At 58.6% G+C, this 25,711-nt stretch carries 30 protein-coding genes; 15 read left to right on the forward strand and 15 right to left on the reverse strand.

Features of this window, described 5'->3' with window-relative positions; translation table 11 throughout:
* Window positions 1–87 precede the first annotated feature (87 nt).
* Window positions 88–1,023: a DMT family transporter gene (locus ACZZ0D_RS08030; RefSeq protein WP_463552868.1), complete on the reverse strand. Its 936-nt coding sequence runs from the start codon at window positions 1,021–1,023 to the stop codon at window positions 88–90.
* 85 nt (window positions 1,024–1,108) lie between these two features.
* On the opposite strand from ACZZ0D_RS08030, the gene ACZZ0D_RS08035 reads away from it, so the two are divergent.
* Together ACZZ0D_RS08035 and ACZZ0D_RS08040 are read left to right on the forward strand one after the other, a co-directional pair.
* Entirely contained in the window at window positions 1,109–1,672 is a 564-nt protein-coding gene (locus ACZZ0D_RS08035; protein ID WP_463552869.1) for a helix-turn-helix domain-containing protein, read from the forward strand.
* Window positions 1,673–3,064 (forward strand): FAD/NAD(P)-binding protein, encoded by a 1,392-nt coding sequence (locus tag ACZZ0D_RS08040; protein WP_463552870.1) that lies wholly within the window; start codon window positions 1,673–1,675, stop codon window positions 3,062–3,064.
* A gap of 176 nt (window positions 3,065–3,240) precedes the next feature.
* Here the strand turns inward: ACZZ0D_RS08040 and ppnN are convergent, their stop codons facing one another.
* Window positions 3,241–4,614 carry a nucleotide 5'-monophosphate nucleosidase PpnN gene (gene ppnN, locus ACZZ0D_RS08045; RefSeq protein WP_053121310.1) on the reverse strand — a complete coding sequence of 458 codons (1,374 nt, stop codon included), beginning with the start codon at window positions 4,612–4,614 and terminating at the stop codon, window positions 3,241–3,243.
* A 223-nt stretch (window positions 4,615–4,837) separates the two neighbouring features.
* Here ppnN and ACZZ0D_RS08050 point away from each other — a divergent pair, with 223 nt between their 5' ends.
* The gene (locus tag ACZZ0D_RS08050; RefSeq protein WP_463552871.1) at window positions 4,838–5,365 is read left to right on the forward strand and encodes a DUF3087 family protein; all 528 of its coding nucleotides are present in this window, start codon (window positions 4,838–4,840) and stop codon (window positions 5,363–5,365) included.
* Here the strand turns inward: ACZZ0D_RS08050 and ACZZ0D_RS08055 are convergent.
* Together ACZZ0D_RS08055 and ACZZ0D_RS08060 are read right to left on the reverse strand one after the other, a co-directional pair.
* Complete coding sequence (locus ACZZ0D_RS08055; RefSeq protein WP_463552872.1) at window positions 5,362–5,742, reverse strand: DUF2784 domain-containing protein; 381 nt, start codon at window positions 5,740–5,742, stop codon at window positions 5,362–5,364. The genes ACZZ0D_RS08050 and ACZZ0D_RS08055 overlap by 4 nt on opposite strands.
* Window positions 5,743–5,794: 52 nt before the next feature.
* Entirely contained in the window at window positions 5,795–6,730 is a 936-nt protein-coding gene (locus ACZZ0D_RS08060) for a GGDEF domain-containing protein (RefSeq protein WP_463554774.1), read from the reverse strand.
* Window positions 6,731–6,924: 194 nt separating this feature from the next.
* On the opposite strand from ACZZ0D_RS08060, the gene ACZZ0D_RS08065 reads away from it, so the two are divergent.
* From ACZZ0D_RS08065 to ACZZ0D_RS08075, 3 genes are all read left to right on the forward strand, one after another.
* The gene (locus tag ACZZ0D_RS08065; protein WP_463552873.1) at window positions 6,925–7,623 is read left to right on the forward strand and encodes an AzlC family ABC transporter permease; all 699 of its coding nucleotides are present in this window, start codon (window positions 6,925–6,927) and stop codon (window positions 7,621–7,623) included.
* Window positions 7,623–7,934 carry an AzlD domain-containing protein gene (locus ACZZ0D_RS08070; RefSeq protein ID WP_463401462.1) on the forward strand — a complete coding sequence of 104 codons (312 nt, stop codon included), beginning with the start codon at window positions 7,623–7,625 and terminating at the stop codon, window positions 7,932–7,934. Before ACZZ0D_RS08065 ends, ACZZ0D_RS08070 begins: the two co-directional genes overlap by 1 nt.
* Window positions 7,935–7,997: 63 nt before the next feature.
* Window positions 7,998–8,144 carry a hypothetical protein gene (locus tag ACZZ0D_RS08075; RefSeq protein ID WP_463552874.1) on the forward strand — a complete coding sequence of 49 codons (147 nt, stop codon included), beginning with the start codon at window positions 7,998–8,000 and terminating at the stop codon, window positions 8,142–8,144.
* 42 nt (window positions 8,145–8,186) lie between these two features.
* Here the strand turns inward: ACZZ0D_RS08075 and ACZZ0D_RS08080 are convergent, their stop codons facing one another.
* The 4 genes from ACZZ0D_RS08080 to ACZZ0D_RS08095 form a co-directional block, all read right to left on the reverse strand.
* Window positions 8,187–8,459, reverse strand: coding sequence for a hypothetical protein (locus ACZZ0D_RS08080; RefSeq protein ID WP_463552875.1), 273 nt, complete (start codon window positions 8,457–8,459; stop codon window positions 8,187–8,189).
* A 338-nt stretch (window positions 8,460–8,797) separates the two neighbouring features.
* Entirely contained in the window at window positions 8,798–9,478 is a 681-nt protein-coding gene (locus ACZZ0D_RS08085) for an SOS response-associated peptidase (RefSeq protein ID WP_463552876.1), read from the reverse strand.
* 47 nt (window positions 9,479–9,525) lie between these two features.
* A complete protein-coding gene (locus tag ACZZ0D_RS08090; RefSeq protein WP_463552877.1) occupies window positions 9,526–10,368 on the reverse strand; it encodes an ABC transporter permease in 843 nt (280 codons plus the stop codon).
* Window positions 10,369–10,429: 61 nt separating this feature from the next.
* Window positions 10,430–11,416: an aliphatic sulfonate ABC transporter substrate-binding protein gene (locus ACZZ0D_RS08095; protein WP_463552878.1), complete on the reverse strand. Its 987-nt coding sequence runs from the start codon at window positions 11,414–11,416 to the stop codon at window positions 10,430–10,432.
* 296 nt (window positions 11,417–11,712) lie between these two features.
* Between ACZZ0D_RS08095 and ACZZ0D_RS08100 the strand changes: the two genes are divergently transcribed.
* From ACZZ0D_RS08100 to ACZZ0D_RS08110, 3 genes are all read left to right on the forward strand, one after another.
* On the forward strand, window positions 11,713–12,660 hold the full coding sequence (locus tag ACZZ0D_RS08100; RefSeq protein WP_400644635.1) for an ABC transporter substrate-binding protein: 948 nt from the start codon (window positions 11,713–11,715) through the stop codon (window positions 12,658–12,660).
* Window positions 12,661–12,791: 131 nt separating this feature from the next.
* On the forward strand, window positions 12,792–13,691 hold the full coding sequence (locus ACZZ0D_RS08105) for a polysaccharide deacetylase family protein (RefSeq protein WP_463552879.1): 900 nt from the start codon (window positions 12,792–12,794) through the stop codon (window positions 13,689–13,691).
* A 108-nt stretch (window positions 13,692–13,799) separates the two neighbouring features.
* Window positions 13,800–14,039 (forward strand): DUF1652 domain-containing protein, encoded by a 240-nt coding sequence (locus ACZZ0D_RS08110; protein ID WP_053121289.1) that lies wholly within the window; start codon window positions 13,800–13,802, stop codon window positions 14,037–14,039.
* 3 nt (window positions 14,040–14,042) lie between these two features.
* On the opposite strand, the gene ACZZ0D_RS08115 is transcribed toward ACZZ0D_RS08110, so the two are convergent.
* On the reverse strand, window positions 14,043–14,405 hold the full coding sequence (locus tag ACZZ0D_RS08115) for an NUDIX hydrolase (RefSeq protein WP_053121286.1): 363 nt from the start codon (window positions 14,403–14,405) through the stop codon (window positions 14,043–14,045).
* Window positions 14,406–14,615: 210 nt separating this feature from the next.
* Between ACZZ0D_RS08115 and ACZZ0D_RS08120 the strand changes: the two genes are divergently transcribed.
* Window positions 14,616–14,813, forward strand: coding sequence for a hypothetical protein (locus ACZZ0D_RS08120; protein WP_053121284.1), 198 nt, complete (start codon window positions 14,616–14,618; stop codon window positions 14,811–14,813).
* 109 nt (window positions 14,814–14,922) lie between these two features.
* Here ACZZ0D_RS08120 and ACZZ0D_RS08125 read toward each other — a convergent pair whose 3' ends face one another.
* The gene (locus ACZZ0D_RS08125; RefSeq protein ID WP_053121283.1) at window positions 14,923–15,162 is read right to left on the reverse strand and encodes a hypothetical protein; all 240 of its coding nucleotides are present in this window, start codon (window positions 15,160–15,162) and stop codon (window positions 14,923–14,925) included.
* Window positions 15,163–15,348: 186 nt separating this feature from the next.
* Here ACZZ0D_RS08125 and ACZZ0D_RS08130 point away from each other — a divergent pair, with 186 nt between their 5' ends.
* A complete protein-coding gene (locus ACZZ0D_RS08130) occupies window positions 15,349–15,684 on the forward strand; it encodes a hypothetical protein (protein WP_053121280.1) in 336 nt (111 codons plus the stop codon).
* A gap of 61 nt (window positions 15,685–15,745) precedes the next feature.
* On the opposite strand, the gene ACZZ0D_RS08135 is transcribed toward ACZZ0D_RS08130, so the two are convergent.
* A complete protein-coding gene (locus ACZZ0D_RS08135) occupies window positions 15,746–16,294 on the reverse strand; it encodes an RrF2 family transcriptional regulator (RefSeq protein WP_463552880.1) in 549 nt (182 codons plus the stop codon).
* A 293-nt stretch (window positions 16,295–16,587) separates the two neighbouring features.
* On the opposite strand from ACZZ0D_RS08135, the gene ACZZ0D_RS08140 reads away from it, so the two are divergent.
* The 3 genes from ACZZ0D_RS08140 to ACZZ0D_RS08150 all read left to right on the forward strand — a co-directional run bounded on the left by ACZZ0D_RS08140 (window position 16,588) and on the right by ACZZ0D_RS08150 (window position 18,685).
* Window positions 16,588–17,793 (forward strand): NAD(P)/FAD-dependent oxidoreductase, encoded by a 1,206-nt coding sequence (locus ACZZ0D_RS08140; RefSeq protein ID WP_463552881.1) that lies wholly within the window; start codon window positions 16,588–16,590, stop codon window positions 17,791–17,793.
* A 167-nt stretch (window positions 17,794–17,960) separates the two neighbouring features.
* Window positions 17,961–18,566 (forward strand): DUF6338 family protein, encoded by a 606-nt coding sequence (locus tag ACZZ0D_RS08145; RefSeq protein ID WP_400644619.1) that lies wholly within the window; start codon window positions 17,961–17,963, stop codon window positions 18,564–18,566.
* Window positions 18,563–18,685 (forward strand): hypothetical protein, encoded by a 123-nt coding sequence (locus ACZZ0D_RS08150; protein WP_463552882.1) that lies wholly within the window; start codon window positions 18,563–18,565, stop codon window positions 18,683–18,685. Before ACZZ0D_RS08145 ends, ACZZ0D_RS08150 begins: the two co-directional genes overlap by 4 nt.
* 142 nt (window positions 18,686–18,827) lie before the next feature.
* On the opposite strand, the gene ACZZ0D_RS08155 is transcribed toward ACZZ0D_RS08150, so the two are convergent.
* The gene (locus ACZZ0D_RS08155) at window positions 18,828–19,712 is read right to left on the reverse strand and encodes a LysR substrate-binding domain-containing protein (RefSeq protein ID WP_053121272.1); all 885 of its coding nucleotides are present in this window, start codon (window positions 19,710–19,712) and stop codon (window positions 18,828–18,830) included.
* A gap of 158 nt (window positions 19,713–19,870) precedes the next feature.
* Here ACZZ0D_RS08155 and ydiJ point away from each other — a divergent pair, with 158 nt between their 5' ends.
* The gene (gene ydiJ / locus ACZZ0D_RS08160; protein WP_463552883.1) at window positions 19,871–22,891 is read left to right on the forward strand and encodes a D-2-hydroxyglutarate dehydrogenase YdiJ; all 3,021 of its coding nucleotides are present in this window, start codon (window positions 19,871–19,873) and stop codon (window positions 22,889–22,891) included.
* Here ydiJ and ACZZ0D_RS08165 read toward each other — a convergent pair.
* The 3 genes from ACZZ0D_RS08165 to ACZZ0D_RS08175 form a co-directional block, all read right to left on the reverse strand.
* The gene (locus ACZZ0D_RS08165) at window positions 22,824–23,513 is read right to left on the reverse strand and encodes a paraquat-inducible protein A (RefSeq protein WP_053121268.1); all 690 of its coding nucleotides are present in this window, start codon (window positions 23,511–23,513) and stop codon (window positions 22,824–22,826) included. The genes ydiJ and ACZZ0D_RS08165 overlap by 68 nt on opposite strands.
* Entirely contained in the window at window positions 23,510–24,106 is a 597-nt protein-coding gene (locus ACZZ0D_RS08170; RefSeq protein ID WP_053121267.1) for a paraquat-inducible protein A, read from the reverse strand. Before ACZZ0D_RS08170 ends, ACZZ0D_RS08165 begins: the two co-directional genes overlap by 4 nt.
* Window positions 24,107–24,272: 166 nt before the next feature.
* Window positions 24,273–25,664, reverse strand: coding sequence for an aldehyde dehydrogenase family protein (locus ACZZ0D_RS08175; RefSeq protein WP_463552884.1), 1,392 nt, complete (start codon window positions 25,662–25,664; stop codon window positions 24,273–24,275).
* Between the last annotated feature and the right edge of the window lie 47 nt (window positions 25,665–25,711).

The raw sequence follows: 25,711 nt of genomic DNA on the forward strand, positions 1-25,711 counted from the left end.
GCCCGCTCCCACATTTTGAAATACATTCCAATGTGGGAGCGGGCTTGCTCGCGAAAGTGAAGGGTCAGACGCTAAAAATATTGATGATCAACCCTGCATTTCCCGCTCCAGCTCAGCTTCGGCTTCTGCGACCTTAACCTTGCTCTTCAACTCACTGACAATCACCGCTGCGACAATCAAACCAGCCCCGACCAGCGCAATCGCCGGCAACCGCTCGCCAGCAATCCGCCCGACGATCCCGGCCCACACCGGCTCACCGGCATAGATCAAGGTCGCCCGCGTCGGCGAAACGCTCTTCTGCGCCCAGTTCATCGCCACCTGAATCGCCGCACTCGCAGCGCCCAGACCCAACGCGGTCACCAGCAACGTCCAGGAAAAGTCCGGAATCAATTCGCCCGTGGGCACCACCAGCAGGAACGACAGCACCGACGTCGTCGCCAGTTGCACCACCGTAACCCGGCGCACATCCACCTGCCCAGCGTAGGTGCTGATCAAAATAATCTCGGCGGCAATCGCGATGGCGCTGATCAGCGTGGCAATTTCGCCCGGACTGAAATTCAGCGAAGCCCCCGCCGGCCCCGACAACAACATCAAACCAGTAAACGCCAGCATGATGCCAATGCTCGGCATCAACCCCGGCCGCCGTCCCAGCACCAGCCATTGCAGCAGCGGCACGAACGGCACGTACAACGCGGTAATGAACGCCGACTGGCTGCTCGGGATCGTTTGCAAGCCAACCGTTTGCAGGCCGTAACCGAGCATGATCGCCACGCCAATGAAGGCGCCGGCCTTGAGTTCAAACAGGGTCAAGTCGCGCAGATGCCGCCACGAGAACAACGCAACGATGCACGCCGCTGCAGCAAATCGCAGGCCGACAAAGAACATCGGGCCGCTGACCGTCATCGCGTGCTGCACCAGCAAAAAGGTGCCGCCCCAGATCATGGTAATCAGTACCAGCACGCACTCGGCTTTGCTGAATCTGGAGAAACGGAGGGAAGTGGGGGAGCTGTTCAACGACGTCATGACCTTGCGCACTATAAAAGGCAGGACGCACAATGCGCCCAACGTTGCGCAGTATACTGCCCAACCTCACCGAGTGAGCAATATAGTGCCCAAAGATTCCGCCCCAAGAACGTCCGTCCTTCAACACGTCAGCCACAACGTGAGACGTCTGCGTCACGCTGCCGACATGAGCCAGACGGCGCTGGCCGAGAAATCCGGAGTCAGTCGACGGATGCTGGTAGCGATCGAGGCCGGGGAAAAGAACGTCAGCCTGACCACGCTCGACCGCGTTGCTGCGGCACTCGAAGTGGCATTCAGCGATCTGATTCAAGCGCCGGATGCTCGCGATCCGAGCCGCATCAACGAACTGGCGTGGGCCGGAACGCTGCCGGGCAGTAAAGCCGTGCTGCTGTCGAAAGCCACCGCCACCCGTGAAGTCGAGCAATGGGAATGGTGCCTGGCGCCGGGCGAGGTGTATCCGTCGCAACCGGATGCCGAAGGCTGGAGTGAGCAGATTTATGTGTTTGAAGGGTGCCTGACGTTGATGCTCGGCGACGTGCCGCAGCATATTGCTACAGGGGAGTTTTTTATGTTTGCGAGCAATCAGCCACATACCTATCGCAATGACGGGGATGTGCCGGCGCGGTTTGTGCGCAATGTGGTGATTTGAATGGAATACAACGCAGACATCCTGATCATCGGCGGTGGCCTCAGCGGTACGATGCTGGCAGTGCAATTATTGCGGCAACCGGGCCAGCGAAAAATCCTGATCATCGAACCCCGCGCCGAACTCGGTCGAGGTGAGGCCTACAGCGCGGTCGAATTGGGCCACACGCTCAACGGCAACGCTGCACGAATGAGCGTTGATCCAGACAACCCTGACGACCTCACACAATGGCTGACCGAGCACATCGCGGCGGGCGGCTGGCCTGAGTCTGCCGAGCAGCATGTGCCAACCAGTGAGCTGTTCCCACCGCGCGGGTTGTTTGGTGTTTACGTGCAGCAACGTCTGGCCGAAGCCCGGGCGGTCGGCGCTCGATATGGTTCGATCGTCGAGCATGCACGCTCAGAAGCTGTTGATCTGCAGGTGCGCGAAGATTGCGTGCAGATCACTTTGAGCACTGGGCAGAATCTGCAAGGTTCCTCTGCGGTCATCGCCACCGGTATGTTCCCCGCCGCGCGCACGCCGCAGACCGAATCCAGTGGGCTCAACGCCGCTGCGCTGGATCCGTGGGGCGTCGCGGCCATGCGCCAGCTCGATCCGCAATCCACCGTGCTGATCATTGGCTCTGGCCTGACCATGGTCGATGCGGTGGTTTCGCTGGAGCAGGCTGGTCATCGCGGCCCTATCGAAGTGTTTTCCCGCCATGGCTTGCTGCCGCACGTACGCCGGCAACCGCCAGCGTGGGTGGATTTTCTCGCCGAGGATCACAGCATTCGAACACCACGGCAGTTGCTGCGCGAGTTGCGCCGCCATTGTCGTGAGGCGATCGCGCAAGGCATCGACTGGCAGGCGCCGCTCGATACTGTTCGGGCACATATCGGACGGTTGTGGAGTCAGGCGACTGACGTGCAGCGGCGACAATTCGTACGGCATGTGCGGCCATGGTGGGAAAGTCATCATCATCGTTCGCCGCCGTTGAGTGCTGAATTGCTGGCGCGGTTGCACAGTGAAGGGCGGCTGCGTATTCAGGCTGCATCGTTTAAAGGGCTAGAGCCGACAACGGAGGGTGGCGTGAATATTCGCATCCGACGCCGTGGCGAGGTTGAGACCTTCGTGGTTCACGGTGCAGCGTTGATCAACTCCAGTGGCATCGAATACGACTGGCGGCGCGTGGCGCGTCCGTTGCCACAACAATTGCTGACGCGTGGATTGGTGCAGCCGGGGCCGTTGGCGTTGGGGATTGCGGCAGTGGATGGCGCGGTGATGGATGCGGAAGGGCGTGTGGGCAGCCGACTGTTTGCGATGGGGCCGCCGTTGCGGGGGATGTGGTGGGAGAGTACGGCGGTGACGGATGTGGCGTTGCAGGCGAAGGCTTTGGCGATACGGCTGTTGGGTTGAGGGTGTTTGCGCTGACCTCTTCGCGAGCAAGCCCGCTCCCACACTTGGAATGCATTGCAAAATGTGGGAGCGGGCTTGCTCGCGAAGGGGCCGTCCGCTTCAAAACCGTTGTTGAATGATCGACCGCTATCGCGAGCAGGCTCACTCCTACATGTGTTTAGCGGTGGCGGGGAGAATTACGCCACCACGCGATAACACGGCACATACGCCGCGCCGCCCGGCAGTTTCATCCGGTGCTGGGCGACGAAGGCTTTGAGCAGTGCGTCGAGCGGTTGCATGATCGCCGCGTCACCACGGATCTGATACGGCCCGTGTTCTTCGATCAAGCGAATGCCCTTGTCTTTGACGTTCCCCGCCACTATCCCCGAGAACGCCCGACGCAGGTTTGCCGCCAGTTCATGCGGTGGCTGGTCGCGGTGCAGTTTCAGATTCGCCATGTTTTCGTGGGTCGGATCGAATGGACGCTGGAAGCCCTCGTCAATCTTCAGCAGCCAGTTGAAGTGGAACGCGTCGTTGCGCTCGCGGCGGAACTGCTTCACTGCTTTCAGGCCCTGAGTCATCTGCCGTGCGACTTCGGCGGGGTCGTCGATGATGATTTCGTAGTGCTGCTTGGCCGCTTCGCCAAGGGTTGCGATAACGAAGGCGTCGAGCTGCTCCAGATACGGTGCGGCGTGTTTCGGCCCGGTGAGAATCACCGGGAACGGCAGGCCTTGGTTGTCCGGGTGCATCAGGATGCCGAGCAGGTAGAGGAATTCTTCCGCCGTACCAGCGCCGCCCGGGAAGATGATGATGCCGTGGCCAACACGGACGAACGCTTCCAGACGTTTTTCGATGTCCGGCAGGATCACCAGTTCGTTAACGATCGGATTTGGCGCTTCGGCAGCGATGATGCCCGGTTCGGTCAAGCCGAGGTAGCGGCCACCATGAATACGCTGTTTGGCGTGGGCGATGGTTGCGCCTTTCATCGGGCCTTTCATCACGCCGGGGCCGCAACCGGTGCAGATATCGAGGCTGCGCAGGCCCAGTTCGTGGCCGACTTTCTTGGTGTATTTGTATTCTTCGGTGTTGATCGAGTGGCCGCCCCAGCACACGACGATTTTCGGTTCGACGCCCGGGCGCAGGGTGCGCGCGTTGCGCAGCAGGTGGAAAACGTAGTCGCTGATGCCTTGCGAGGTGGTCAGGTCGATGCGCTGGCTGTCGAGTTCGTTTTCGGTGTAGACAATGTCGCGCAGGGCGCTGAAGAGCATTTCACGGGTGCTGGCGATCATTTCGCCGTCGACGAAGGCGTCGGCCGGAGCGTTCAGCAGCTCCAGGCGCACACCGCGATCCTGTTGGTGAATGCGGATTTCGAAGTCCTTGTAGGCTTCGAGGATGGTCTTGGCGTTATCGACATGGGCGCCGGTGTTGAGGATGGCCAGGGCGCACTGGCGGAAGAGGGTATAGGTGCTGCCGGATCCGGCTTCGCTCAGTTGCTGAACTTCACGTTGAGAAAGGGTTTCCAGGCTGCCTTTCGGGCTGACCGAGGCATTGATTACGTGTCGTTGGGTCATGCAATGATCCTTAAAACGATGTCATCTCAAGACTAGGCGATGGCATCCGAATAGTGTGTATCCATGAATGAAGATGGCACGATCTGCGCTGTACCGCCATGTCCCCGTTGGACGCTGAAAAGATGAAAAGGAGCCCCAGCATAGCTAAATCCCTCGCGGAGGCGATAATGCGCCGGCGAGTTTTTTTGTTTGCCCCTTTTGTCGCTCAAGGAAGTCATTTGTGATGTTCGAGATTCAGCCGATGGACGCCGCCACCTTTCGCCAGCAGACCCGGCGCAGCACGATCATCATCGCCGTGCTGTTCCTGGTGCTGGCGATGTTGTTTTCCAGCGTGGCAGTCGCGCTGTTCGGTGAGCCCGGCGGCGATAACCTGCGGTTTAACGTGGGCGGGGTGTTTCTGGCGTTTCTGCTGACGGCGGCCCTGTTGCGCGGGCGCTTCTGGAATCAGAGCTGGATGGCCCCAGCGGTGTACAGCTGGCGGCTCAAGCGCAGCCTGATGAGCATCACCAACGTGATGCATCAGGTGACAGCGGCGGTGGAGAAGAACGATCCGACGGCGATGAAAGTGCTGCGCTTCTATCATTTGGGGCTGACGCAGATGCATGAATTGGACGGCAACTCCAGCGATCATGGGCAACTGTGGCGGGAAGTCGAAACGCATAAAGAGCGGATGCAGACGCTGGGGCTCGATACCGAGCAGACGTGGCTGGATCCGGCCTGGCTGGAAAACCTGAAGCAAGCGTCGCGTTAAAGCGCCTGCTTGCTACGAAGTTTCCATGCGCGGAACAGGCGACCGTAGACCAGCAGATTGACCGCCAGCACCACGCTGCCCAGCGCCAGTTGAATCTGTGGAGTGAGGCCGGCCGGGTAGATGATTGGCCAGACGTAATGCTCGATAAAACCGCCGGCGTATTCGGTCTGCCCGGCAGCGTGGCGCATGAGGTTTTCCCAGTAGGTCAGCGGGCAGGTCAGGTGCAATACCTCGACCGCCACGCCCCAGGCCGCCGCTGGCAAATGCAGCCACATCACTCGTGGCCACTTGAGCACCAGCAACCCGCCAAACAGCACGAACAAAATAAAGCACAAATGAAGTAGCACCAGCCCGTCGGCTGCGATTCGGTAGAGCATGTCGTCTCCCTGACGTGTTTGCGAATGGCGTTATCTTACGCCGCTCGGGTGCTTACACGTCAGTGCGAAAATCAGCGAACTCGGCGCGCATCCGTCCGTTGTGTTTGGCCTGATACAGCAACTTGTCGACCTGTTCGACGAAGTGCAGCGGATCGCCGCCTACGGCGACTTGCGTGGTGCCAACCCCGAGACTCAAGGTGACCAGCGGCGACACCGCCGAATGCTCATGAGCGATCTGCTGCTGGCGGATCAGGTGCAGGCATTTGTGCGCCACCAGGCGCGCCGACTCCGCATCGGTTTCCGGCAGCAACCAGACAAACTCTTCGCCGCCAATCCGCGCAATAAAGTCCCGTGGCCGATTGGCTGCCAGCGATAACGTCTTCGCGACCTGACGCAGGCATTCGTCGCCCTTGATGTGGCCGTAATGGTCGTTGTACTGCTTGAAATAATCGATATCGAGGATCAGCAACGACAGCGGCAAACCACTGCGTTGCGCGCTGGCCCACTCGCGCTCAAGCACGGTGTCGAACATGCGCCGATTGGCGATCCCGGTGAGCCCGTCCTGAAACGAATATTCTTCCAGCTGCTTTTGCAGGCGGATCAGGTGTTCTTCGGTTTTTTTGCGCTCGCTGATGTCGAACATGAACCCCACCAGCGCCTCGACTTCACCGTCCTTGCGCACCACGTGCACGACATCGCGGATCCACACGTATTCGCCGGTGCTGGTCAGCGCACGGTAATCGGCTTCGTGATCAACGCCGGCGCGTGACTGCGAGACGCAGAATTCCACCACGTAATCGCGATCGTCCGGGTGCATGCGTTCGACCCAGTCGTTGACCCCGACCCAACTGTTCTGCTGCCAGCCGAGCAGGGTTTCGATCTGCGGGCCGATGTAGCTGAAGGTCATGGTTGCCCAGTCGATTCGCCACGGAATGGCTTTGGTCGATTCCAGCAGGGTCTTGTACACGTCGCTGTCGATGGCGGTCATGGCGGGCACGGTCTCGGAAAAGTCTTCAACGGAAAAATCCAGCGCCAGCATGTTGCTAGCATTGAGGCGTTGCAAGCAGTTGGCCGATGAACGGCTGACTCGGGCCGATTTCCCACAAGTGCGCAAGATTGTTCAAGCCAAAAAGCAGCGTTTGCTGGCACAGTCTTCGGCCGTTTCTCTGGTTGAAGGGCGTTATGTCTGACTCACTTTTACCGCGCAGTGCGTTTCTTCGCGGCGCTGTGGCGATCATGCCGTTATCACTGGCAACGGCGCCTTGGGGGCTGCTGGCCGGCTCCATGGCGATTGAAGCCAATCTCACGCCGCTGCAAGGGCAGGGCTTGTCGAGCATTGTGTTTGCCGGTGCCGCGCAACTGGTGGCGATTGGCATGCTCAAGGGCGGCGCGGGGATTTTCTCGATTTTGCTGACCACGGTTTTGCTGACCTCACAGCATTTGCTCTACGGGATGAGCATGCGTTCGGTGATTTCGCCGTTACCGGGACGCTGGCGGATCGGCCTGGGTTTTTTGCTCACCGATGAGCTGTTTGCCTTGACCAGTCAACACGAACGCCAGCAGTTCAATCGCTGGTACGCGTTGGGTGTGGGCCTGACGTTCTATATCGCCTGGAATCTGTTCACGCTGGCCGGCATCGTCCTCGGCAGCAGCATTCCGGGGCTTGAACATTTGGGCCTGGACTTCTCGATTGCCGCCACTTTCATCGCCCTGATCACACCGGTGGTGCGCAACGTGCCGACGGTGGTGTGCGTGGCGGTTTCGCTGTTCTGTTCGGTGCTGTTCATTTATTGGCAGTGGGGCTCGGCGCTGGTGTTGTCGGGACTGGCGGGGATGACCGCAGGATTTATCTGCAACAAGCTGTATCGGGAGCGCACATGATGGTTTGGGCAGTGATTTTCGGCATGGGGATTCTGGTGTTCCTCAACCGTTACGTATTTCTCGAGCCGCGTTTGCCGGTGCGCCTGAGCAGTAACGTGCGGCAATTTCTCGGTTTTGCCGTACCGGGAATGCTCACGGCGATCTGCGGGCCAATCGTATTCATGCCGGACAAACAATTGAATCTGCAGTGGGACAATCCTTACCTGCTTAGTTCATTGGTGGCTATTGGCCTTGTACTTGCCACACGCAATACGCTGCTCAGCATGTTGTTGAGCATGGCGTTCTTCTTTTTGTTGCGTTGGTGGTTGTAAGTTGCCTGAGCGAATCTGTTCTACGCTGTAAGGATGACCGTTTACTTGTAACAGGAGGTGGGCATGGCGACTGAGCAAGAACATCCACAACGGGATGAAGAAGACACAGACGAACCGACCGAAGAAGAGATCGAGCGCGAGAAGCACAAGGAACAAACGTGGAAACGCGATGAAAGCAGGGATCTGTCGGATCCTGACAGCAAATTTTGATCCAAAAAAAAGCCCCTTGATTCAAGGGGCTTTTTCGTGGTTTTACAGATCTTCCAACTGCGTGAAATCGGGGTGTGACGCCCGATAGCCCAAGGTTCGGTCGATCCAGGCATTGAGTTCGTTGACCATCACCGGCGGGTGGCCGGGATACCCTTCGAGGGTGGTGCGCAGGATGCGATCAATATTCGAGACATCACGCAGGTTTCGGGTCTTGATGTAGTGGCCGATAAAACAGTCGAGTTCAAAGCGTTCTGTCATCGACAGATAGACACACTCCAGGCCACCGACCTGTTTGATTGCAAAATCGTCGCGCAACTTATTTCTCTGCAAGGCTTGTAAATGTTTTAGTGGATTCCTGATTTATTGACTCTTTGGTCAATTGGTATACCAATCGGAAGGCGGCGCGCATGCTAGCTTTAGCGCTGGAAAATGTATGTATGACGATCGAAATGTCAGACAAGCGGTTAGTTCGCTCAAACGACTGTTTTATAAAGCCTGTCTCAAGCATGAAACAGCCTTTGTAAAGATATGGAATCACGTGTAGGAGCTGCCGAAGGCTGCGATCTTTTGATCTTGTTTTTTACAATCAACATCAAAAGATCGCAGCCTTCGGCAGCTCCTACATTCGATAGACGTACGACGTTGAGGGATGTTTAGGGCTGCTGGATGATCAAGCTGGGCCCCTGATTGCGTACGTTACCCACCGCTTTGCCGACTTTGTGCCATTCGAACGCTTCACTGCTTTCCCCCTCGAACAGCAACATTTGCTCGGCGCGTTCAGCCGGTGTCGCCGGATCCAGCCATTCGCGGACTAAATCAGCGCGGAATACCACGGGGCGGCGATCGTGGATATCGATCATCCCGCCAGCACTGTCGGCGGTGATGATCACGAAACCATCGTCGTCCCGCGCCGGTTTTTCTGGTGTAGGAAATTGCCCGATGGCAGCACAGAAAACCGGCCCATGATCCGCCCGACGAATCAGCCAGGGTTGTCGGGTTTTATCCTCGGCATCGACCCACTCAAACCAGTTGTCGACCGGCACGATCAGGCGCTGTTTCCAGATGGCCCGGAAGAACGGCCCATGGGCGACTTTCTCGACCCGCGCATTGATCGGCGCGGCGCGATCCTTGGCCCAATGCGGGCGCCAGCCCCAGCGCAGGGTATCGGCGTAAATCTGCTGTTCGTGTTGATGAAGAATCGCCAGCGACGTGGTCGGGGCCGCGTTGTAATGCGCCAGTGGGGCATCGCCGACATGATTGATCAGTGCGTCGGGAATGCTCAGCACCGCGACAAAGTCATGGATGCCCCGGTACTGCGAGAGTCTTCCGCACATGGCTGAACCTCCGGTTGGACGCCTTCAGCTTAGATGCTAATAGTCATTCAATCCTTGGCGCCTTGACCGGTGAACGTGTCGCGCCAGTTCAGGCAGCGGCGTTCGAGCGCTGCGAGCAAGCCATCGCTGAGTTTGCCAAGCAAGGCCAGCACGATGATCGCCGCCAGCACGATATCGGGACGCGAGGTTTCGCGGCCGTCACTGAGCAAATAACCCAGGCCTTTGGTTGCGGCGATCAGTTCGGCGGCGACAAGAAACATCCACGCCAGACTCATGCCGCTGCGCAGCCCGGTGAACAGGCCGGGCAGGGCGGCGGGCAACAGAATCCGCCGCACCAGTTGCAAGCGACTGAAACCGTAGATGCGCCCGACTTCCACCAGTTTGCGGTCGATATTGCGGATCGCCGCGACTACGTTGACGTAGACCGGGAAGAACGCGCCGATGGCGATCAGGACGATTTTCGAGGTTTCGTCGATGCCCAGCCAAAGCAGCAAAAGCGGCACCCAGGCCAGACTCGGAATCGAACGCAACGCGGCGAACATCGGTTCCAGATAAGCCTCGGCTTCGCGGCTCAAACCGACCCACGCCGCGAACACCAGCGCCAGGCTCGCACCAATGGCGAAACCCAGCAGCACACGAATCAGGCTGGCGCCGATGTGTTTCCACAGCGCACCTTCGGCAAGGTCAGTAAGCGTCACGGCGATCTCACTGGGCGCCGGCATCTGGTAGGACGGCAGCCAGCCGATGCGTACGATAATTTCCAGCACGACGATGATCAGCAACGGCAACGCGAGGCCTTTCAGACGGCGCTGCCATGCCGGGTTGAAAACGGATTTCGGCTGTCGCGACAGAGCAAGTGGCGCGGGCAGGTCTTTGCTGTGACTGGTCATGATCATGGCTCCGCTCACGACAAATCCGCGACGGGCGCGGATTCGTGGTGAGTCTGTTCAGTTACTGGCGGGCGACGGCTTGCTGCACACCGCTGTCGAGCAATTGATCGATGACTTGATCGACATTGACGCCACGGCGCACCAGTTCTTCCGACACCAGAATCGGCGCGGCAGCCTTGGAGGCGCTGACGTCGTTGGCGGTCAGTTGCGGGCTGCTCAGGTCGGTGCGCGACAGCTGCAGTTTGGCCACGTCCAGCGGCAGGCCGGATTCTTTGGCGAGGAGGGCGGCGAATTCATCAGGATTTTTCAGCGACCATTCGCGCGCCTGCTCGTAGGCTTTGATCACGGTGTCGATGGTTTGCGGATGCTCCTTGGCGTACTGCTCGGTGACGCTGACCACGCCATAGCTATTAAAGGCAGGGTTGCGATAGAGCAAGCGCGAACCGGCCTGAACCTGGCTGGCGGCCATGTGCGGATCGAGGCCGGCCCAGGCGTCGACGTCACCTTTTTCCAGCGCAGTGCGACCGTCCGGGTGTTGCAGGTGCACCAGTTCAACGTCGTCTTTTTTCAGCCCGGCCTGTTGCAGGCTGCGCAGGGTGAACAGGTAAGGATCGGTGCCTTTGGTGGCGGCAATTTTCTTGCCCTTGAGGTCGGCGACGGTCTGGTACGGCGAGTCTTTGCGCACCACCAACGCTGTCCATTCGGCACGGCTGTAGACGTAAATCGATTTGATCGGGCTGCCGTTGGCGCGGCTCAGCACGGCGGCGAGGCTGGCGCTGGAAGCGAAATCGACGCCGCCACTGTTGAGGTATTCCAATGACCGGTTGCTGCCCTGACTCAGCACCCAGCTGACTTTGGTTTGCGGCAAGGCTTTTTCGAGGAAGCCGAAATGTTTAAGCACCAGGCTGACTGGCGAGTAATAAGCGTAGTCGAGGTGCACTTCGGCCGGCGCGGTCTCGGCGGCGTGGGCGATTGGTTGCAGGCTCAAGAGAATGGCGCTCGCAGCCAGCAGCGTCTTGATTCGAAAGAACGGGAAAAACGTTTTCATGGGGGAACGCTCCGGCAAAGGCACAGATTTCTTATGTCCAAAAAGATATTTTTAGTGAATGCTTCCTGCATGAATGGAATATTGCAGGCTCTGTGCCATATCCGTTCTAGCCCGTGTTTATTGGGTTTTTCGCTGGTTTGCTCGTTTTTAACTGTTGCCTGGTGAACAGCATGCCGCGCCACTGTTGCGCCGTGAACAGTTGGAAACGACAGTGATGAGCTTATGCATTAATCGAATTTCAAAACTGAATATTAAGAGCGTTATGGTCTATGCAAATCCCCTTTGCAGGACTTGCCATGAAGCTTTCCCGATTCCTACGCAGTGCGCTGACTGCGGCACTGTTTGCTTCACCACTTTCCTACGCGGCCGAGCCAGTCGTCCTGCATATCGGCGATCAGAATTACTACAACATCCGCGCCTCTATTGAAGCGTCCGGTGTGTTGAAAGACGCGCCGTATACGGTCGACTGGAAACATTTCCAGGCCGCCGCGCCGCTGGCTGAAGCCTTGCAAACCGGCTCGCTGGATCTGGGCTTTTTAGGTGATTCAGGCTTTCTGTTTCTGGCAGCCAAGCAGGCGCCGGTAAAGCTGATCGGCGTGTCGCGGCAAAACCCCGACACCATTGCGTTGCTGGTGCCGAAAGATTCCCCGGTGAAAACCATCGCTGATCTGAAGGGTAAAAAAGTCGCCTATTGGCCCGGTGCCTGGAGTCAGCAGTTGACCTTGCGCGCGCTGGAGCAGGGCGGTCTGCCGGAGAACTACGTCGACTTCGTCAAACTGATGCCGATCGATGCAGCCGCCGCGTTGCCGCAGGGAAGCATCGACGCGTTCCCGGTGTGGGAACCGTATATTTCTCAGCAGATTGTTTTTTCGGGCGCACGGCCAATCCTGACCGCAAAAAACCTGATGCCGGGGCTCAGTGCCATCGCCGCGTCGACACCGTCGATCGACAGTAAACGTGAAGCCATCGCCGATTTCCTTGGACGTTTGAAACTGGCGCGGGCGTGGGTCGACAGTCATACCGATGAGTACGCCGACCTCTGGGCGAAAAAGGCCAATCTCGATCAACAGGTTTCGCGGCACTGGTTGCGCCAGGCGCACATGACGGTCGGGCCGGTTGATCAGCAGGCAGCGACGGATCTGCAAAGCACTGCGGACTTCCTGTTCAAGGTCAAGGCACTGCCGACGCCACTGGCCACCGCCGGCATTATCGACACCTCGTTTCAGCAAGCGTTGGCTCACTGAGCAAGCGCCGGAACCAAACCCTGTGTACCTTATCCAACCTCGGCTCGCGGATCGGAGCGCAGGGATGGATAAGGGCGAGGGAGTTTTGCCAATCGACAACATCACGGCAGCGGTCGGGCTCAAGGCAAAACATGACATCGCTATTCAAAATATTCTGTGCAGCGGCCATCGCTTTCGGGCTGGCTGGCTGCATCGCCGCGCCCATCGAATTGACCGCGCAAACCGAAACACAGCTGAAAGCGCAGGCGCCGGTGCGTTTTTTGCTGACCTTCGATGACGGCCCCAGTGCTTCAAGTTTTTGGAATCCGTCGGCGACGGTGCTCGATAGCCTCAAGGACAACCCGATTCAGCCGGGCATCAAAGCAGTGTTCTTCGTGCAGACCCGCGCACCGAGGGCCGGTAACAGCGATATCGGTCGCGGCATCATGCGTCGCGAACACGATGAAGGTCATATTCTCGCGTTCCACACTGCGACCCACTGGCACACCAATCACCGTTCACTGAGCCCGCAAGAACTTGAAGAATCGTTGAGCAATGGCATGGCAGACATTGCCGCGATTAGCGGCGCGCCGCCGAAACTGCTGCGTCCACCATTCTGGAATTACGACAAACGCACTTTTGCCGCGTATCAGCAGCATGGCATGCACGTGTTGTTGACCGATTTAAGTGCTAATGACGGCAAGATCTGGGGCTTCAACGCCAGTCCGAGGCGTCGTGCGAACATGCTGCGGCAGTTGTCGGAAGTGCGTGAGCAAATCGCGCGCGGTGAGTTTCCGGTGGTGGACGGTGTGATTCCGGTGGTGGTGACTTTCCATGATCTGAACCGCTACACCGCTCGGCATACGCGCGAATATCTGCAGATCCTGCTCGACAGTGCGGCGGCGACGGGCGTGCCACTGGCGGATCAGCCGTTTTATGTGGATCACGCAGCACTGGAAAAAGCCGCGCTGGCACGCACGGTTCAGCAAAGTTCTCAGCCGGTGCATTTGCCGGGGATCTGGAACTGGATCTGGGATCGTGATGCTGATTAAAGTCGCCCGAAAAATGTGAGGGAGTTGGCATTTTTCGGGGCGGCGGATTTCAAAACGCTCATCTATGCTCTACGGGTCGACCGACTCATCGCCTGCGAGGCGTGCCCCATGCTTGCCATTACGGACATTTGCCGCATTGTCGAATCCGGGTTTCCGGGGTTCACATGCAACTGCATTGCGACGCAGGGACTGCTACAGATCAAGGTAAGTGAGCCGGCCAGCGGCGACATCAAGTTGCAGCTCAATGGCGTTTCCCCGGAACACCTCGTCACCATCCGTGACATTTCCAACTTCATCGGTGAATTGCGCACGGAAATCAGCGCCGGGCGCCGGGCCTTCGCGGGTTAACGCTTATAGGCGCCGCTGAAACGCCTGAACGATGCGCAACGTCGCGTCGCTGGTTTTCAGATTCTGCACTGCGTTCAGCGGATGCCACATGCAATCGCTGATTTCATTCTGTGGACGCACTTCCTCAATGTTCAGTACCGAGGCCTCGTAGACGTGATGTTGCGTGCGGCCGCTCTGTAACTCCATCAAGTACAGAACATCTTCGGCTTCCAGCCCGGTTTCTTCATGCAATTCGCGCACAGCCGCAGCGGCTTTGGTTTCCCCAGGCTCGACTTTGCCGCCGGGCAATGTCCAGCAACATCTGGGCTTGCGAACCAGGAGGATATGGCGATCCTGCTCGCAAATGACGGTGGCGCGTACTTTCATCTGTTACCTGTTTACCGGTTGTCACAAAAACGAAATAAAACTGCAATATTCGAGCCGGGCCTTTGTTTAAAGGTTCCCTGTGGATGTTGAGTATTGTTCTGCATCGAAAGTGCCTGATCGTTGGCTGCCGGGCGGTCGGCCACTCCAGTAAATCAGGGTGTAAGGTTAAAAGCGTGAAGCTGAATAACCCTGTTGCAAAAGGAGGTACCCATGAGCATGCCCATGTTGAACAAGATGCACATGAACGGCTATGACGTACTCAGCGTGAACAACGGCCCTTGGCGGGTTTGCACGCAAGGTGATCGACTGGCGTCATTTGCCAGCAGAGAGGAGGCGCTGGCGTATGCCGCAGCACTTCCCGGCTACAGAAAACGCTCGGTGAAAGCGCAAAGTCACAACGTTAGTTGAATTGTGGCGAGGGAGTTTGCTCCCGCTGGACTGCGCAGAAGGCCCTTTTAGGATAAAGAGCGAGGGCCGCTTCGCGACCCAGCGGGAGCAAGCTCCCTCGCCACAAGTGTCAGTGGACTTTGGTCCGGCTGATTGCGCGTGCCTTCACTTCCTTGGCATAAAGTTGCAGCCGCTCTTCGTCGCTTTGCAGCACTTCGCAAGAGCGCAGCACCGTTTGCGCGTCAGCCTCGTTGCCCGATTTGCGCAATTGTTCGGCAATGCGTTTGAGGTCGACCGCTGACCATCTCAGATCCGATGCGACGGCTTGCAGGTCGCGTTGAAGTTCGTGTTCGTATTCATTGAGCCGCATGATCACCTCCAGAACATTCTCGGTAAAAAAGAGTAGTCGTATTTTCGCCGGTGGGGCGGAGCGATGCTGTCATTAAGCTGAGCGGTTGTGAAAATTTGTCGAAAGCGCATCAACGGCGCAATGCCACGATGGATGTGTAACCAGTTACACGTTACATTCGCTTTTTTTCAGATTAGAGAAGCACCCATGCGGATATGGATCGGAAGTTTGACGTTGGCGGTATTGGCAGGTTGCTCCTTGCCGGCGTCACTGGTTCCGGGTGAACCCAATCTCAGCAAGACCAGCGAAAAAACGCCCAAAGACTACGCCGCGTGCATTTTGCCGCTGTGGCAGCAGGACGTTTCCAAGACATCGCAAACGTCGATTTCCAACGGTTATCGCATCACCGCGCCGAGCATCATCACGGCCGACGAGATTCTCGATATCGTCAAATACAAGGACGGTAGCCGCGTCTCGCTGTATCAGGGGCCGCCCTGGGCCAAGTCCGGCTCGTTGCGCAAATCGGTGCGTGACTGCCTGTAACGGCGTTCCCGGATGAAAAAAAGCAGAAACCTCGGTTTCTGCTTTTTTATTGGGCGCTTGGTCAGTCAGTAATGTCGGTCAGCGCGATGGTGCCGACATTGCCTTTCTTCTCTCGGCGATCCTGAATCCAGTCTTCCACTTGCTGGCCGAATTCCGCCGGGGCCTTGCGCCCGACTTTTCTCGCGATATCGAGAATGGTTTGCTGGGCAAGTGCCTCTTCCATGCGCTTTTGCGCGGTCATCATCGCGCCGTGAATCGAGCAGGTGCCTTCGATGGCCCACTCCGGCGGATTGCCTTCAAAAAGGGCGCAACGACCCCGGATGTCGCGGCATTCGAAAATATTCTTGCGTCCATCGATGGCGTTGACGATGTCGAGCAGGGTGATCTCATCCGCCGGTCGTGCCAGGCTGAACCCACCACGCACGCCTTCACTGGCCACTACCAATTTGCTTTTGGCCAGTTTGGTGAAAATCTTCGCCAGATACTCGACTGGCACGCCTTGTAACTCGGCGAGGTCGCGCACACTGGCCTCGCGAGAGTCACCACCATTGCCCACCAAAAATGCCAGGCAATGAATGCCGTATTCGACGCCTGCGCTGTAAAGAGACATTTTTATCTCCGACTTAAGTTGTCGTAAATATTATCAGCCTGAGGGAGGCTCGGCAATCTGTCTGCGTGGACTGATTTTGTTCTTTATGTGCTTGAAAGCAAGAAAAATGGCTTTTTGTGGTGGATTCTTATCATTCTGGTTGATCAGATTATTCGATCAAAACCATCGAATAATCTGACTTGTTGGTTTTATATCCGACCAATACAGTCGGCGCTATCGGAGTGGCGACGACGGGCCTCCGGCGAAATTCGTTTCACCTCTTTCAACGGCTTGGCTTTTTCTGGAGAAGCACAATGAAGCAGCAGATTCTGGTTATCGGCGTAGGTTTTGGCGGTATGTGGTCGGCATTGAGCGCGACACGTCTGGTCGATCTGCATGGACGTGATGATGTTGAAATCAGCGTTCTGGCTCCGCAAGCGGAGCTGCGTGTACGTCCGCGTTTCTACGAACCGAATGCTCATCAACTGGCGGCACCGCTGGGTGAACTGTTCGAAGCAGTCGGCGTTCACTTCATCAAAGGCGCCGCGGACACCATCGATGTCCCGGCAAAAACCGTTGGCTACACCGATACGGCCGGGCAGCAACAAGTCTTCCACTTCGACAAACTGGTACTGGCTTCGGGCAGCGGTCTGGCGCAATCGGCCACGCCGGGTGTGGCGCAACATGCGTTTGACGTTGATCAGATCGAAGCGGCGATTCGTCTGGAAACCCATTTGAAATCCCTCAGAGACCAACCGTCGAGCAAGGCGCGCAACACCGTGGTGGTCGCGGGCGGTGGATTCACCGGCATTGAAACCGCGACTGAAATGCCAGGGCGTCTACGCGAGATTCTCGGCGAGGAAGCCGATATCAACGTGATCATCGTTGATCGCGGGCAGAAGATCGGCGCCGCAATGGGTGAAGAAATCAGCCATTCCATCCTTGAGGCGAGTGAAGAGCTGGGCGTTGAATGGCGTCTGGGTGTCTCGGTGCAGTCGGTCGATGCCAATGGCGTGACGCTGTCGGACGGTCAACACATCGAGGCAAAAACCGTGGTCTGGACGACCGGCGTGCGCGCCAGTTCGTTGACCGAGCAGATCCCTGCCGAACGCGATAAACAAGGTCGCTTGCACGTTGATGCGAACCTGAAAGTCATCGGTCAGGACGATATTTTTGCCACCGGCGATGTCGCCTACGCCGCCACCGACGACCTCGGCAATTTCGCGCTGATGACCTGCCAGCACGCGATTTCATTGGGTCGTCATGCTGGCAACAACGTCGCTGCGCAGATTCTCGGTATCGACCCAACGCCGTATAGCCAGCCGAAATACGTGACCTGTCTGGATCTCGGCGCCTGGGGCGCGGTGTACACCGAGGGCTGGGATCGTCAGGTGAAACTGGTCAAACAGGAAGGCAAAACCCTGAAGACGCAGATCAACACCCAGTGGATTTATCCACCCGCGGCTGATCGCGTGAGTGCGCTGGCGGCGGCGGATCCGATGATTCCTGTGGTTGCGTAATTCTGAGCCTGTAAAAAATCCCGCTTACAAAAGCGGGATTTTTTTGCCCGCCGCAAAAGCGCGCAACGAGATGTGACAGTTGGGGGTGGGCGTATTTTCTGCGTCGACTAGGCTTTGGATCGCGGGGCTATGAATGGGCCTGCATGTCTTTCAAGGAGCCTCGGATCATGGATGATCTGGTCAAAGAAGTTATTCCGTTGTTGCAGTATCTGATTCCCGGATTCCTGTCAGCGTGGATTTTTTACTCGCTGACGGCGTTCAAGCGTCCGGATACGTTCGGGCAGATTGTGCAGGCGCTGATTTTTACTTTTGTGATTCAAGGGGCTGTGTTGGGGGTTGGATCTGTCTGTTTATGGGTTGGCGCGAAGGGATTTTCTGTAGGGCAATGGGATGCGAGGGCTGAGACGGTGTGGGCTTTTGTCGTGTCGATAACGCTGGGGTTGCTTTCCTGTTATCTGGCAACCAATGACCAATTGCACAGTTGGCTGCGCAGTAGAAACGTCACGAAACAAACTTCCTACCCCAGCGAATGGTTCAGCATTTTTGCCCAGCACCATCGCCTTGTCACCCTGCACCTGACCGATGAGAGGCGCGTTTTTGGCTGGCCGGTGGAGTGGCCGCCGGAATCCAATAGCGGCCAGTTTGTGATGCAAAACCCCTGTTGGCTGGACTCCGATGGAACAGAGGTGCCTTTTGGCGCCGAGTATTTGCTGATAGATTCCGGCAAGGTCAAGTGGGTCGAGTTCGGCCCGAAATTGGAGAGTTCGCTATGACAGCCAGAGCACCGCAACCAATGCCAGAGTGGGTGGCGCGTCGTTATACAAAGGATGGCAAACCGGTGGCGAATGCGCTGCCCAAGGCGCCGAGTGGCCCGCCGCCGCTGAAGGGTTGACCCCGCCAATTGCGTCATGCCGCGGATTATAGGTTGTGAGGGCCGGCCTCTTCGCGAGCAAGCCCGCTCCCACAATTTGGAATGCATCTCCCTGTGGGAGCGGGCTTGCTCGCGAAGGCTGCGTGACTGACAACACATCACCTCAAAGTGTCTCCACCAACCAATCCCGAAACGCCTTCAACGACGGCAACGTCTCATTACGCGGCGGATACACCAGGTAATAGCTGCGCCGACTGGTAATCGGCTCGCCCAACTGCAGCAATTCACCCTTCAACAGTTCCTCTTCCACCAGAATCCGCGGCACCAGCCCTACGCCAATATTCGCTCGCACCGCCTGAATCAAATGCGAGGTCATTTCAAAACTAGGGCCGATGCGCATGCTGCGGTGCGGCAGGCTGTGATGGCTGAACCATTCCGTCCACGCCTGCGCGTTGCTGCTGACATTGAGCAGCAGTTGCCCGGCGATGTGCGCTTCGGCGTCATCGCGCTCGGCCTTCGATAACTGCGCGCTCGCAATAACGACCAGTTCTTCGGTATGCAGAGGCAGGGCGGTCAGTCCCGGCCACTCTCCGCCACCCACACAAATCGCGGCGTCGATTTCGCTGGTATCAAAGTCGATCGCTTCGATGCGCGAATGCAAATGTACGGTCATGCCCGGATGCGCGGTGTAGAAATCCTTGAGGCGCGGCAACAGCCATTTCGAGCCAAACGTCGGCAACGTCGCCAGGCGCAAACTGTGAATGCCCGAACCGAACGCCATCGCCTGCAACGTCGCGCTGCGAATCTGTCCGAGTGCCTCCGAGAGTTCGCGCTGATACATGCGCCCGACATCGGTCAGCACCACTTTGCGGCCCTCACGGCTGAACAGGCGCATGCCGAGCATCTTCTCGAGAATCTGCACCTGACGACTGACCGCGCTCTGTGTCAGCGACAGCTCATGGGCGGCGCGGGTGTAGCTTTCATGGCGCGCTGCTGCCTCAAAGGCCAGCAATAACGACATGGAAGGGGTGAGCGTGCGCGGATTCATTCGTAAAAGTCATCAATAGCGGGTCGAATTTACGGTTGTCCCAGCGTCGGTCAGCAATGAACATGGGCACCATTAGATGGCGGAGCCTGACGCAATCATTCGTTGCGTACAACTGTTCACCGCCGCATAGCCTGATTTTGACCGAGATAACCTGACCGATGATTGCCCAGCTGTCCCCCGCCAAAGCCCTGACCACTGATTATCAGCAGTTCCTCAAAGCCCTGAAGGCCAGCGGCTTTCGTGGGGAAATCAGCGCCGATTACGCCAGTCGCGTGGTGTTGGCGACCGATAACTCGATCTATCAGCGTCTGCCGCAAGCGGCGGTATTTCCGATGGATGCCGAGGATGTGGCGCGAGTCGCACGACTGATTGCCGAACCGGCGTATCAGCAAGTGGTGATCACCCCGCGTGGCGGCGGCACCGGCACCAACGGCCAATCGCTGACCGACGGTATCGTTGTCGACCTGTCGCGGCACATGAACCGCATTCTTGAAATCAACGTTGAGCAGCGCTGGGTGCGCGTGCAGGCCGGTGTGGTCAAGGATCAACTCAACGCTGCGCTGAAATCCGCCGGGCTGTTTTTCGCTCCGGAATTGTCGACCTCCAACCGCGCCACCGTCGGCGGCATGATCAACACCGACGCCAGCGGCCAAGGCAGTTGCACCTACGGCAAGACCCGCGATCATGTGCTCGAACTCGACATGATCCTGCGTGGCGGCGAACGCTTGCACGGCCAGCCACTAGAAGAGAACGAACTTTCAGACCTGTGCGCCCGGGAAGATCGCGTCGGTGAAGTCTATCGCTGTGCGCGGCAGATCATTGATGAGCAGGGCGATCTGATCCGGGAACGCTTTCCCGATCTCAATCGCTGCCTGACCGGTTACGACCTCGCGCATCTGCGTGAGGCGGACAACCGTTTCAACCTCAACAGCGTGCTCTGCGGCGCCGAAGGTTCGCTGTGTTTTGTCGTTGAGGCGCGCCTCAATGTGCTGCCGATTCCCAAGCACACGATGCTGGTCAACATCCGCTACGCCGGGTTTATGGACGCGCTGCGCGATGCCCGTGCACTGATGGCGCTCAAGCCGTTGTCGATCGAAACGGTCGACTCGAAAGTTCTGCTGCTGGCGATGCAGGACATCGTCTGGCACGGCGTCGCTGAATACTTTCCTGAAAGCGCTGAGCGGCCGACGCTGGGGATCAACCTCGTCGAGTTCTGCGGCGACGATCCCGAAGACCTGCAGCAGCGGGTTGAAAGCTTTATCGAACACTTGACCAGCGACCAGACTGTGGTGCGCTTGGGCCACACGCTGGCGGTCGGTCAGGCCGCAGTCAATAAAGTTTACGGCATGCGCAAACGCGCGGTCGGCCTGCTCGGCAACGTTGCCGGGGAAGCGCGGCCGCAACCGTTTGTCGAGGACACCGCTGTGCCGCCGCAACACCTGGCCGAGTACATCGCCGAGTTGCGCGACCTGCTCGACAGCCATGGTTTGCAGTACGGCATGTTCGGCCACGTCGACGCCGGCGTACTGCACGTGCGGCCGATTCTCGACATGAAGGATCCGCAGCAGGCGGCGCTGGTACGCCCGGTGTCCGATGGCGTCGCGGCGTTGACCCAGCGTTACGGCGGTCTGCTGTGGGGCGAACACGGCAAAGGTCTGCGCTCGGAATACGCCCCGGCGTTTTTCGGCGAGTTGTACCCGGCGCTGCAAGCCCTGAAAGCGGCGTTCGATCCGTTCAACCAGTTCAACCCCGGCAAGATCGCCACCCCGGCCAACAGCGGCGCGGCGTTGCTGAAGATCGATGAAGTCACCCTGCGCGGTGAGCTCGATCGGCAGATCGACGAAAAGGTTTGGCAGAGCTACGGCGCGGCCATGCATTGCAACGGCAACGGCGCCTGCTACAACTTCGATCCCGATGACGCGATGTGCCCTTCGTGGAAAGCCACCCGCGAGCGTTCGCAGTCGCCCAAGGGCCGCGCTTCACTGGTGCGTGAGTGGCTGCGTTTGCAGGGCGAGGCCGGTGTCGATGTGCTCTCTGACGCGATTCGCAAACCGGCATTTTTCAGCACGCTGTGGCAGCGCTGGCGCAACACCCGTGCGCAATCCGAGGATTTCTCCCACGAGGTCTACGACGCCATGGCCGGTTGTCTGGCGTGCAAATCCTGCGCGGGACAGTGCCCGGTGAAGGTCAATGTGCCGGAGTTTCGCTCGCGGTTTCTCGAGCTGTATCACAGCCGTTATCTGCGCCCGGCGCGGGATTATCTGATTGCTTCGCTGGAGTACAGCATTCCGTACATGGCGCGGATTCCGGCGCTGTACAACGGTTTGATGGGCGCTGCGTGGGTGCGCGGCTTGCTGGAGCGTGTCGGTGGCATGGTTGATGTGCCGTTGCTCAGCCGTTTTGATTTCCATGCGGCGATGCGCCGTTGGCAGGTGTTGCCGGCGACGGTCGACAACCTGTCAGCGCTGACTCAGGCACAACGTGAACGCAGTGTGGTGTTGGTGCAGGACGCCTTTACGCGCTACTTCGAGGCGCCGTTGTTGGCGGATCTGGTCGAGTTGATTTCGCGTCTCGGTTATCAGGTTTATCTGGCTCCGTTCAATGCCAACGGCAAGCCGCTGCACGTGCAGGGTTTCTTGTCGGCGTTTAATCGCGCGGCATTGCGCAATGCCCGCCAGCTGGGTGAGTTGGCGCAAATCGGCGTGCCGCTGCTGGGACTTGATCCGGCGATGACTCTGGTCTATCGCCAGGAATACCTGAAAGTGCCGGGCATGCAGAACTGCCCGGAAGTGGCGCTGATGCAGGAATGGTTGCTCAAGGTCATGCCCGAGCAAAAGAAGCGTACCGAAGCGTTCCGTTTACTCGCGCATTGCACCGAGAAAACCAACGCCCCGGCCGCCACCCGCCAGTGGGAGCAAGTGTTTGAGCGGGCGGGATTGCAACTGGCGACGCAGGCCACCGGTTGCTGCGGGATGTCCGGCACCTACGGTCACGAAGCGCGCAACCGCGAAACGTCGGCGGTGATTTACGAGCAATCATGGGCGCGTCAGGTCGAGGCGCCGGTGGAGCAGGGCGAGGCGCTGGCCACCGGTTATTCGTGCCGCAGTCAGGTCAAGCGCCAGTCGGATCGGGCACTGCGCCATCCGTTGCAGGTGTTGCTGCAGGTTCTGCGCGGCTGAGGTCTGCGTCGTCCGGGGCGTTACGCCAGATCATGCGCGGGTCGAAACTCATCGCCGCGAGCATGGTGAAGACCACGACCAAGCCGAAAAACAGAATGCCCGGTCGTGGTTCGATGTCACCGAGCGCCTGAAACTTCACCAGCGCCGCGACCAATGCCACCACCAAAACGTCGAGCATCGACCAATAGCCGATCAGCTCGACGAAACGGTACAGCTTCGAACGCTCCTTGCGCGCCCAGTCGCTGTCGCGTTGCACGGTGACCAGCAGCAAAGTCAGGGCGACGAATTTGATCCCCGGCACGGCAATACTGGCGATGAAAATGATCAGCGCGATGTCCCAGGCGCCGGCCTCCCAGAACTCCAGCACGCCGCTCATGATCGTGCTGTCGGCGCCGTTGCCGAGCATGGTGGTGTTCATCACCGGCAGCAAATTGGCCGGGACATAGAACGCCAATGCGGCGAGCATGTACGCCCAGGTGCGCGCCATCGAATTGGTTTTGCGCCGATGCAATGGTGCGTCGCAACGCGGGCACTCGTGCGGCTCGTCGGTCATGTCACACGCCAGCCCGCAACTGTGGCACAGGCACAGATTGAGTTCGGTGGCGGTCGGTGGTCGCTTCATAGAATGTCCCAGAGATCGCGAATGTCGCGGCCGGCAATACGGATCATCATCAGGCTCAGCGCGGCCAGTGCGAACAGGCCGATGCCGGGCAACACGTCAAGCAATCCGGCGAGTTTGAACACCGCGACCATTGCGCCCAGCAGGCAGACTTCGAGCATGCTCCACGGGCGCAACGTTTCCAGCCAGCGCATGCAAACCTTGAAGCCCGGCGCGCGTTGCGAGCGCATCGCGTAACTGAGCACCCAGACCAGCAGCACCAGTTGAAACGCCGGGGCGATGATGATGGCAATCGCCGCGACCATCGCAATAAACGTGATGGGGCCTTGGCTCAGCGCGAGCACCGAATCCCACAGCGTCGCGCTGTTTTTCAGGCCTTGCAGGCTGATGCTCATGACCGGGTAGAAATTGGCGAACAGCCACAGCATTGCGGCGGTGAAGGTCAGCGCCAGACGCTGCTCAACGCTCAGACCATTGAAGCGCTGCAGCACACCGCCGCAGCGTACGCAGAGGGTTTTCTGGTGTTTGGCGAGCGCGACTTTTTCATACACACAGTCGCAATGCTCGCAGATGATCAGGGTTTCGGGGTTGACCATGGACAACGCTCGACAGCAGGCCGCAGGGGCAGGAAGACTCGGGCATTATAGACGCATGTGTAGGAGCTGCCGAAGGCTGCGATCTTTTGATCTGGCTTTTTAAAAGCAAGGTCAAAAGATCGCAGCCTTCGGCAGCTCCTACAGGGGAGGTGGCGGGGCTTGGGGATTATTTACGATCCAGCCACACGGTTTGCGCGTTGCAGAATTCGCGGACGCCGAAGTGCGAAAGCTCGCGGCCGAAACCGCTTTTCTTCACGCCGCCGAAGGTCACGCGCGGGTCGCTGGCGGAGTAGCCGTTGATGAACACGCCGCCGGTTTCCAGTTCGCTGGTCAGTTGCTGGGCCAGTTGCACGTTGGCGGTGTAGATCGTTGCGGTCAGGCCGAATTCGCTGTCGTTGGCCAATGCCACGGCATGCGCGCAATCGCGGGCGGTGATGATCGAGGCGACCGGGCCGAACAGTTCCTGTTTGAACGAGGTCATGCGGTCGGTGACATCGGCCAGCACGGTGGGCTCGTAGTAGTTGCCGGCACCTTCAGATTTGCCGCCGCCGAGCAGCAGCGTCGCGCCTTCTTCCAGGGTGTCGCGCACTTGCTGATCGAGTTCATCACGCAGGTCGAAGCGCGCCATCGGGCCGATGTAAGTGTCGGCAGCCAATGGATCGCCCACTTTCAGCTTGCGGGTGGCTTCGACGAATTTGCGGGTGAATTCTTCCACCACGCCTTCTTCGATGATCAGACGTTTGGCGGCGGCGCAGACCTGGCCGGAGTTCTGGTAGCGGCCAATAACGGCGGCTTGCACGGCTTCATCGATATCAGCATCGTTAAGCACGATAAACGGATCAGAACCGCCCAATTCCAGCACGCACTTCTTCAGCGCAGCACCGGCCTGAGCGCCGATCGCCATGCCGGCACGCACGCTACCGGTCAGGGTCACCGCAGCAATGCGCGGGTACGCAATAGCAGTGGAAACGCCTTCCGGAGTGACGTTGATCACTTCAAACACGCCGTCAGCGAAGCCCGCGCGAGTGAACGCATCACGCAGCAGATAAGCGCTGCCCATCACGTTCGGGGCGTGCTTGAGCACATAAGTGTTGCCGGCGATCAATGCTGGAACAGCGCCGCGCAGCACTTGCCAGATCGGGAAGTTCCAAGGCATCACCGCGAGAATCGGGCCGAGCGGACGGTATTCGATGCGCGCCTTGCCGCCTTCAACCTGAGTCGGTTCCGCGTCGAGCATCGCTGGGCCGTGTTCGGCGTACCACTCGCAGAGCTTGGCGCATTTCTCGATTTCGCCACGGGCCTGAGCGATCGGCTTGCCCATTTCCTGGGTGATCATGGTCGCCATGGCTTCAGCGGTGTCACGCAGCGCGCCGGCGAGGGCGGTCAGCAAACGCGAGCGATCCTGCAGCGGCTTGCGCTTCCACTTGCCGAAGCCATAAGCGGCGCGGGTCAGTGCGGCGTCGAGGGCGGCGGCGGACTCAAAGGCGTAGTGGCCGATCTGCTCGCCGTTGGCTGGATTGATCGAAATGGCGTGGGTCTGGCTGGAAATCTGGCTCATGGCTGTGTCCTGCATGTTCGTCGGATGAGCCTAGAGTAGGGTGGTGT

The sequence above is a fragment of the Pseudomonas sp. AC193 genome, from assembly GCF_979258075.1.

Coding starts and splice junctions, on each gene's coding strand:
- ACZZ0D_RS08030 (WP_463552868.1), bottom strand. CDS start 1,023: ATGACGTCGTTGAACAGCTCCCCCACTTCCCTCCGTTTCTCCAGATTC.
- ACZZ0D_RS08040 (WP_463552870.1), top strand. CDS start 1,673: ATGGAATACAACGCAGACATCCTGATCATCGGCGGTGGCCTCAGCGGT.
- ppnN (WP_053121310.1), bottom strand. CDS start 4,614: ATGACCCAACGACACGTAATCAATGCCTCGGTCAGCCCGAAAGGCAGC.
- ACZZ0D_RS08050 (WP_463552871.1), top strand. CDS start 4,838: ATGTTCGAGATTCAGCCGATGGACGCCGCCACCTTTCGCCAGCAGACC.
- ACZZ0D_RS08055 (WP_463552872.1), bottom strand. CDS start 5,742: ATGCTCTACCGAATCGCAGCCGACGGGCTGGTGCTACTTCATTTGTGC.
- ACZZ0D_RS08060 (WP_463554774.1), bottom strand. CDS start 6,730: ATGACCGCCATCGACAGCGACGTGTACAAGACCCTGCTGGAATCGACC.
- ACZZ0D_RS08065 (WP_463552873.1), top strand. CDS start 6,925: ATGTCTGACTCACTTTTACCGCGCAGTGCGTTTCTTCGCGGCGCTGTG.
- ACZZ0D_RS08070 (WP_463401462.1), top strand. CDS start 7,623: ATGGTTTGGGCAGTGATTTTCGGCATGGGGATTCTGGTGTTCCTCAAC.
- ACZZ0D_RS08075 (WP_463552874.1), top strand. CDS start 7,998: ATGGCGACTGAGCAAGAACATCCACAACGGGATGAAGAAGACACAGAC.
- ACZZ0D_RS08085 (WP_463552876.1), bottom strand. CDS start 9,478: ATGTGCGGAAGACTCTCGCAGTACCGGGGCATCCATGACTTTGTCGCG.
- ACZZ0D_RS08090 (WP_463552877.1), bottom strand. CDS start 10,368: ATGACCAGTCACAGCAAAGACCTGCCCGCGCCACTTGCTCTGTCGCGA.
- ACZZ0D_RS08095 (WP_463552878.1), bottom strand. CDS start 11,416: ATGAAAACGTTTTTCCCGTTCTTTCGAATCAAGACGCTGCTGGCTGCG.
- ACZZ0D_RS08100 (WP_400644635.1), top strand. CDS start 11,713: ATGAAGCTTTCCCGATTCCTACGCAGTGCGCTGACTGCGGCACTGTTT.
- ACZZ0D_RS08105 (WP_463552879.1), top strand. CDS start 12,792: ATGACATCGCTATTCAAAATATTCTGTGCAGCGGCCATCGCTTTCGGG.
- ACZZ0D_RS08110 (WP_053121289.1), top strand. CDS start 13,800: ATGCTTGCCATTACGGACATTTGCCGCATTGTCGAATCCGGGTTTCCG.
- ACZZ0D_RS08115 (WP_053121286.1), bottom strand. CDS start 14,405: ATGAAAGTACGCGCCACCGTCATTTGCGAGCAGGATCGCCATATCCTC.
- ACZZ0D_RS08120 (WP_053121284.1), top strand. CDS start 14,616: ATGAGCATGCCCATGTTGAACAAGATGCACATGAACGGCTATGACGTA.
- ACZZ0D_RS08125 (WP_053121283.1), bottom strand. CDS start 15,162: ATGCGGCTCAATGAATACGAACACGAACTTCAACGCGACCTGCAAGCC.
- ACZZ0D_RS08130 (WP_053121280.1), top strand. CDS start 15,349: ATGCGGATATGGATCGGAAGTTTGACGTTGGCGGTATTGGCAGGTTGC.
- ACZZ0D_RS08135 (WP_463552880.1), bottom strand. CDS start 16,294: ATGTCTCTTTACAGCGCAGGCGTCGAATACGGCATTCATTGCCTGGCA.
- ACZZ0D_RS08140 (WP_463552881.1), top strand. CDS start 16,588: ATGAAGCAGCAGATTCTGGTTATCGGCGTAGGTTTTGGCGGTATGTGG.
- ACZZ0D_RS08145 (WP_400644619.1), top strand. CDS start 17,961: ATGGATGATCTGGTCAAAGAAGTTATTCCGTTGTTGCAGTATCTGATT.
- ACZZ0D_RS08150 (WP_463552882.1), top strand. CDS start 18,563: ATGACAGCCAGAGCACCGCAACCAATGCCAGAGTGGGTGGCGCGTCGT.
- ACZZ0D_RS08155 (WP_053121272.1), bottom strand. CDS start 19,712: ATGAATCCGCGCACGCTCACCCCTTCCATGTCGTTATTGCTGGCCTTT.
- ydiJ (WP_463552883.1), top strand. CDS start 19,871: ATGATTGCCCAGCTGTCCCCCGCCAAAGCCCTGACCACTGATTATCAG.
- ACZZ0D_RS08165 (WP_053121268.1), bottom strand. CDS start 23,513: ATGAAGCGACCACCGACCGCCACCGAACTCAATCTGTGCCTGTGCCAC.
- ACZZ0D_RS08170 (WP_053121267.1), bottom strand. CDS start 24,106: ATGGTCAACCCCGAAACCCTGATCATCTGCGAGCATTGCGACTGTGTG.
- ACZZ0D_RS08175 (WP_463552884.1), bottom strand. CDS start 25,664: ATGAGCCAGATTTCCAGCCAGACCCACGCCATTTCGATCAATCCAGCC.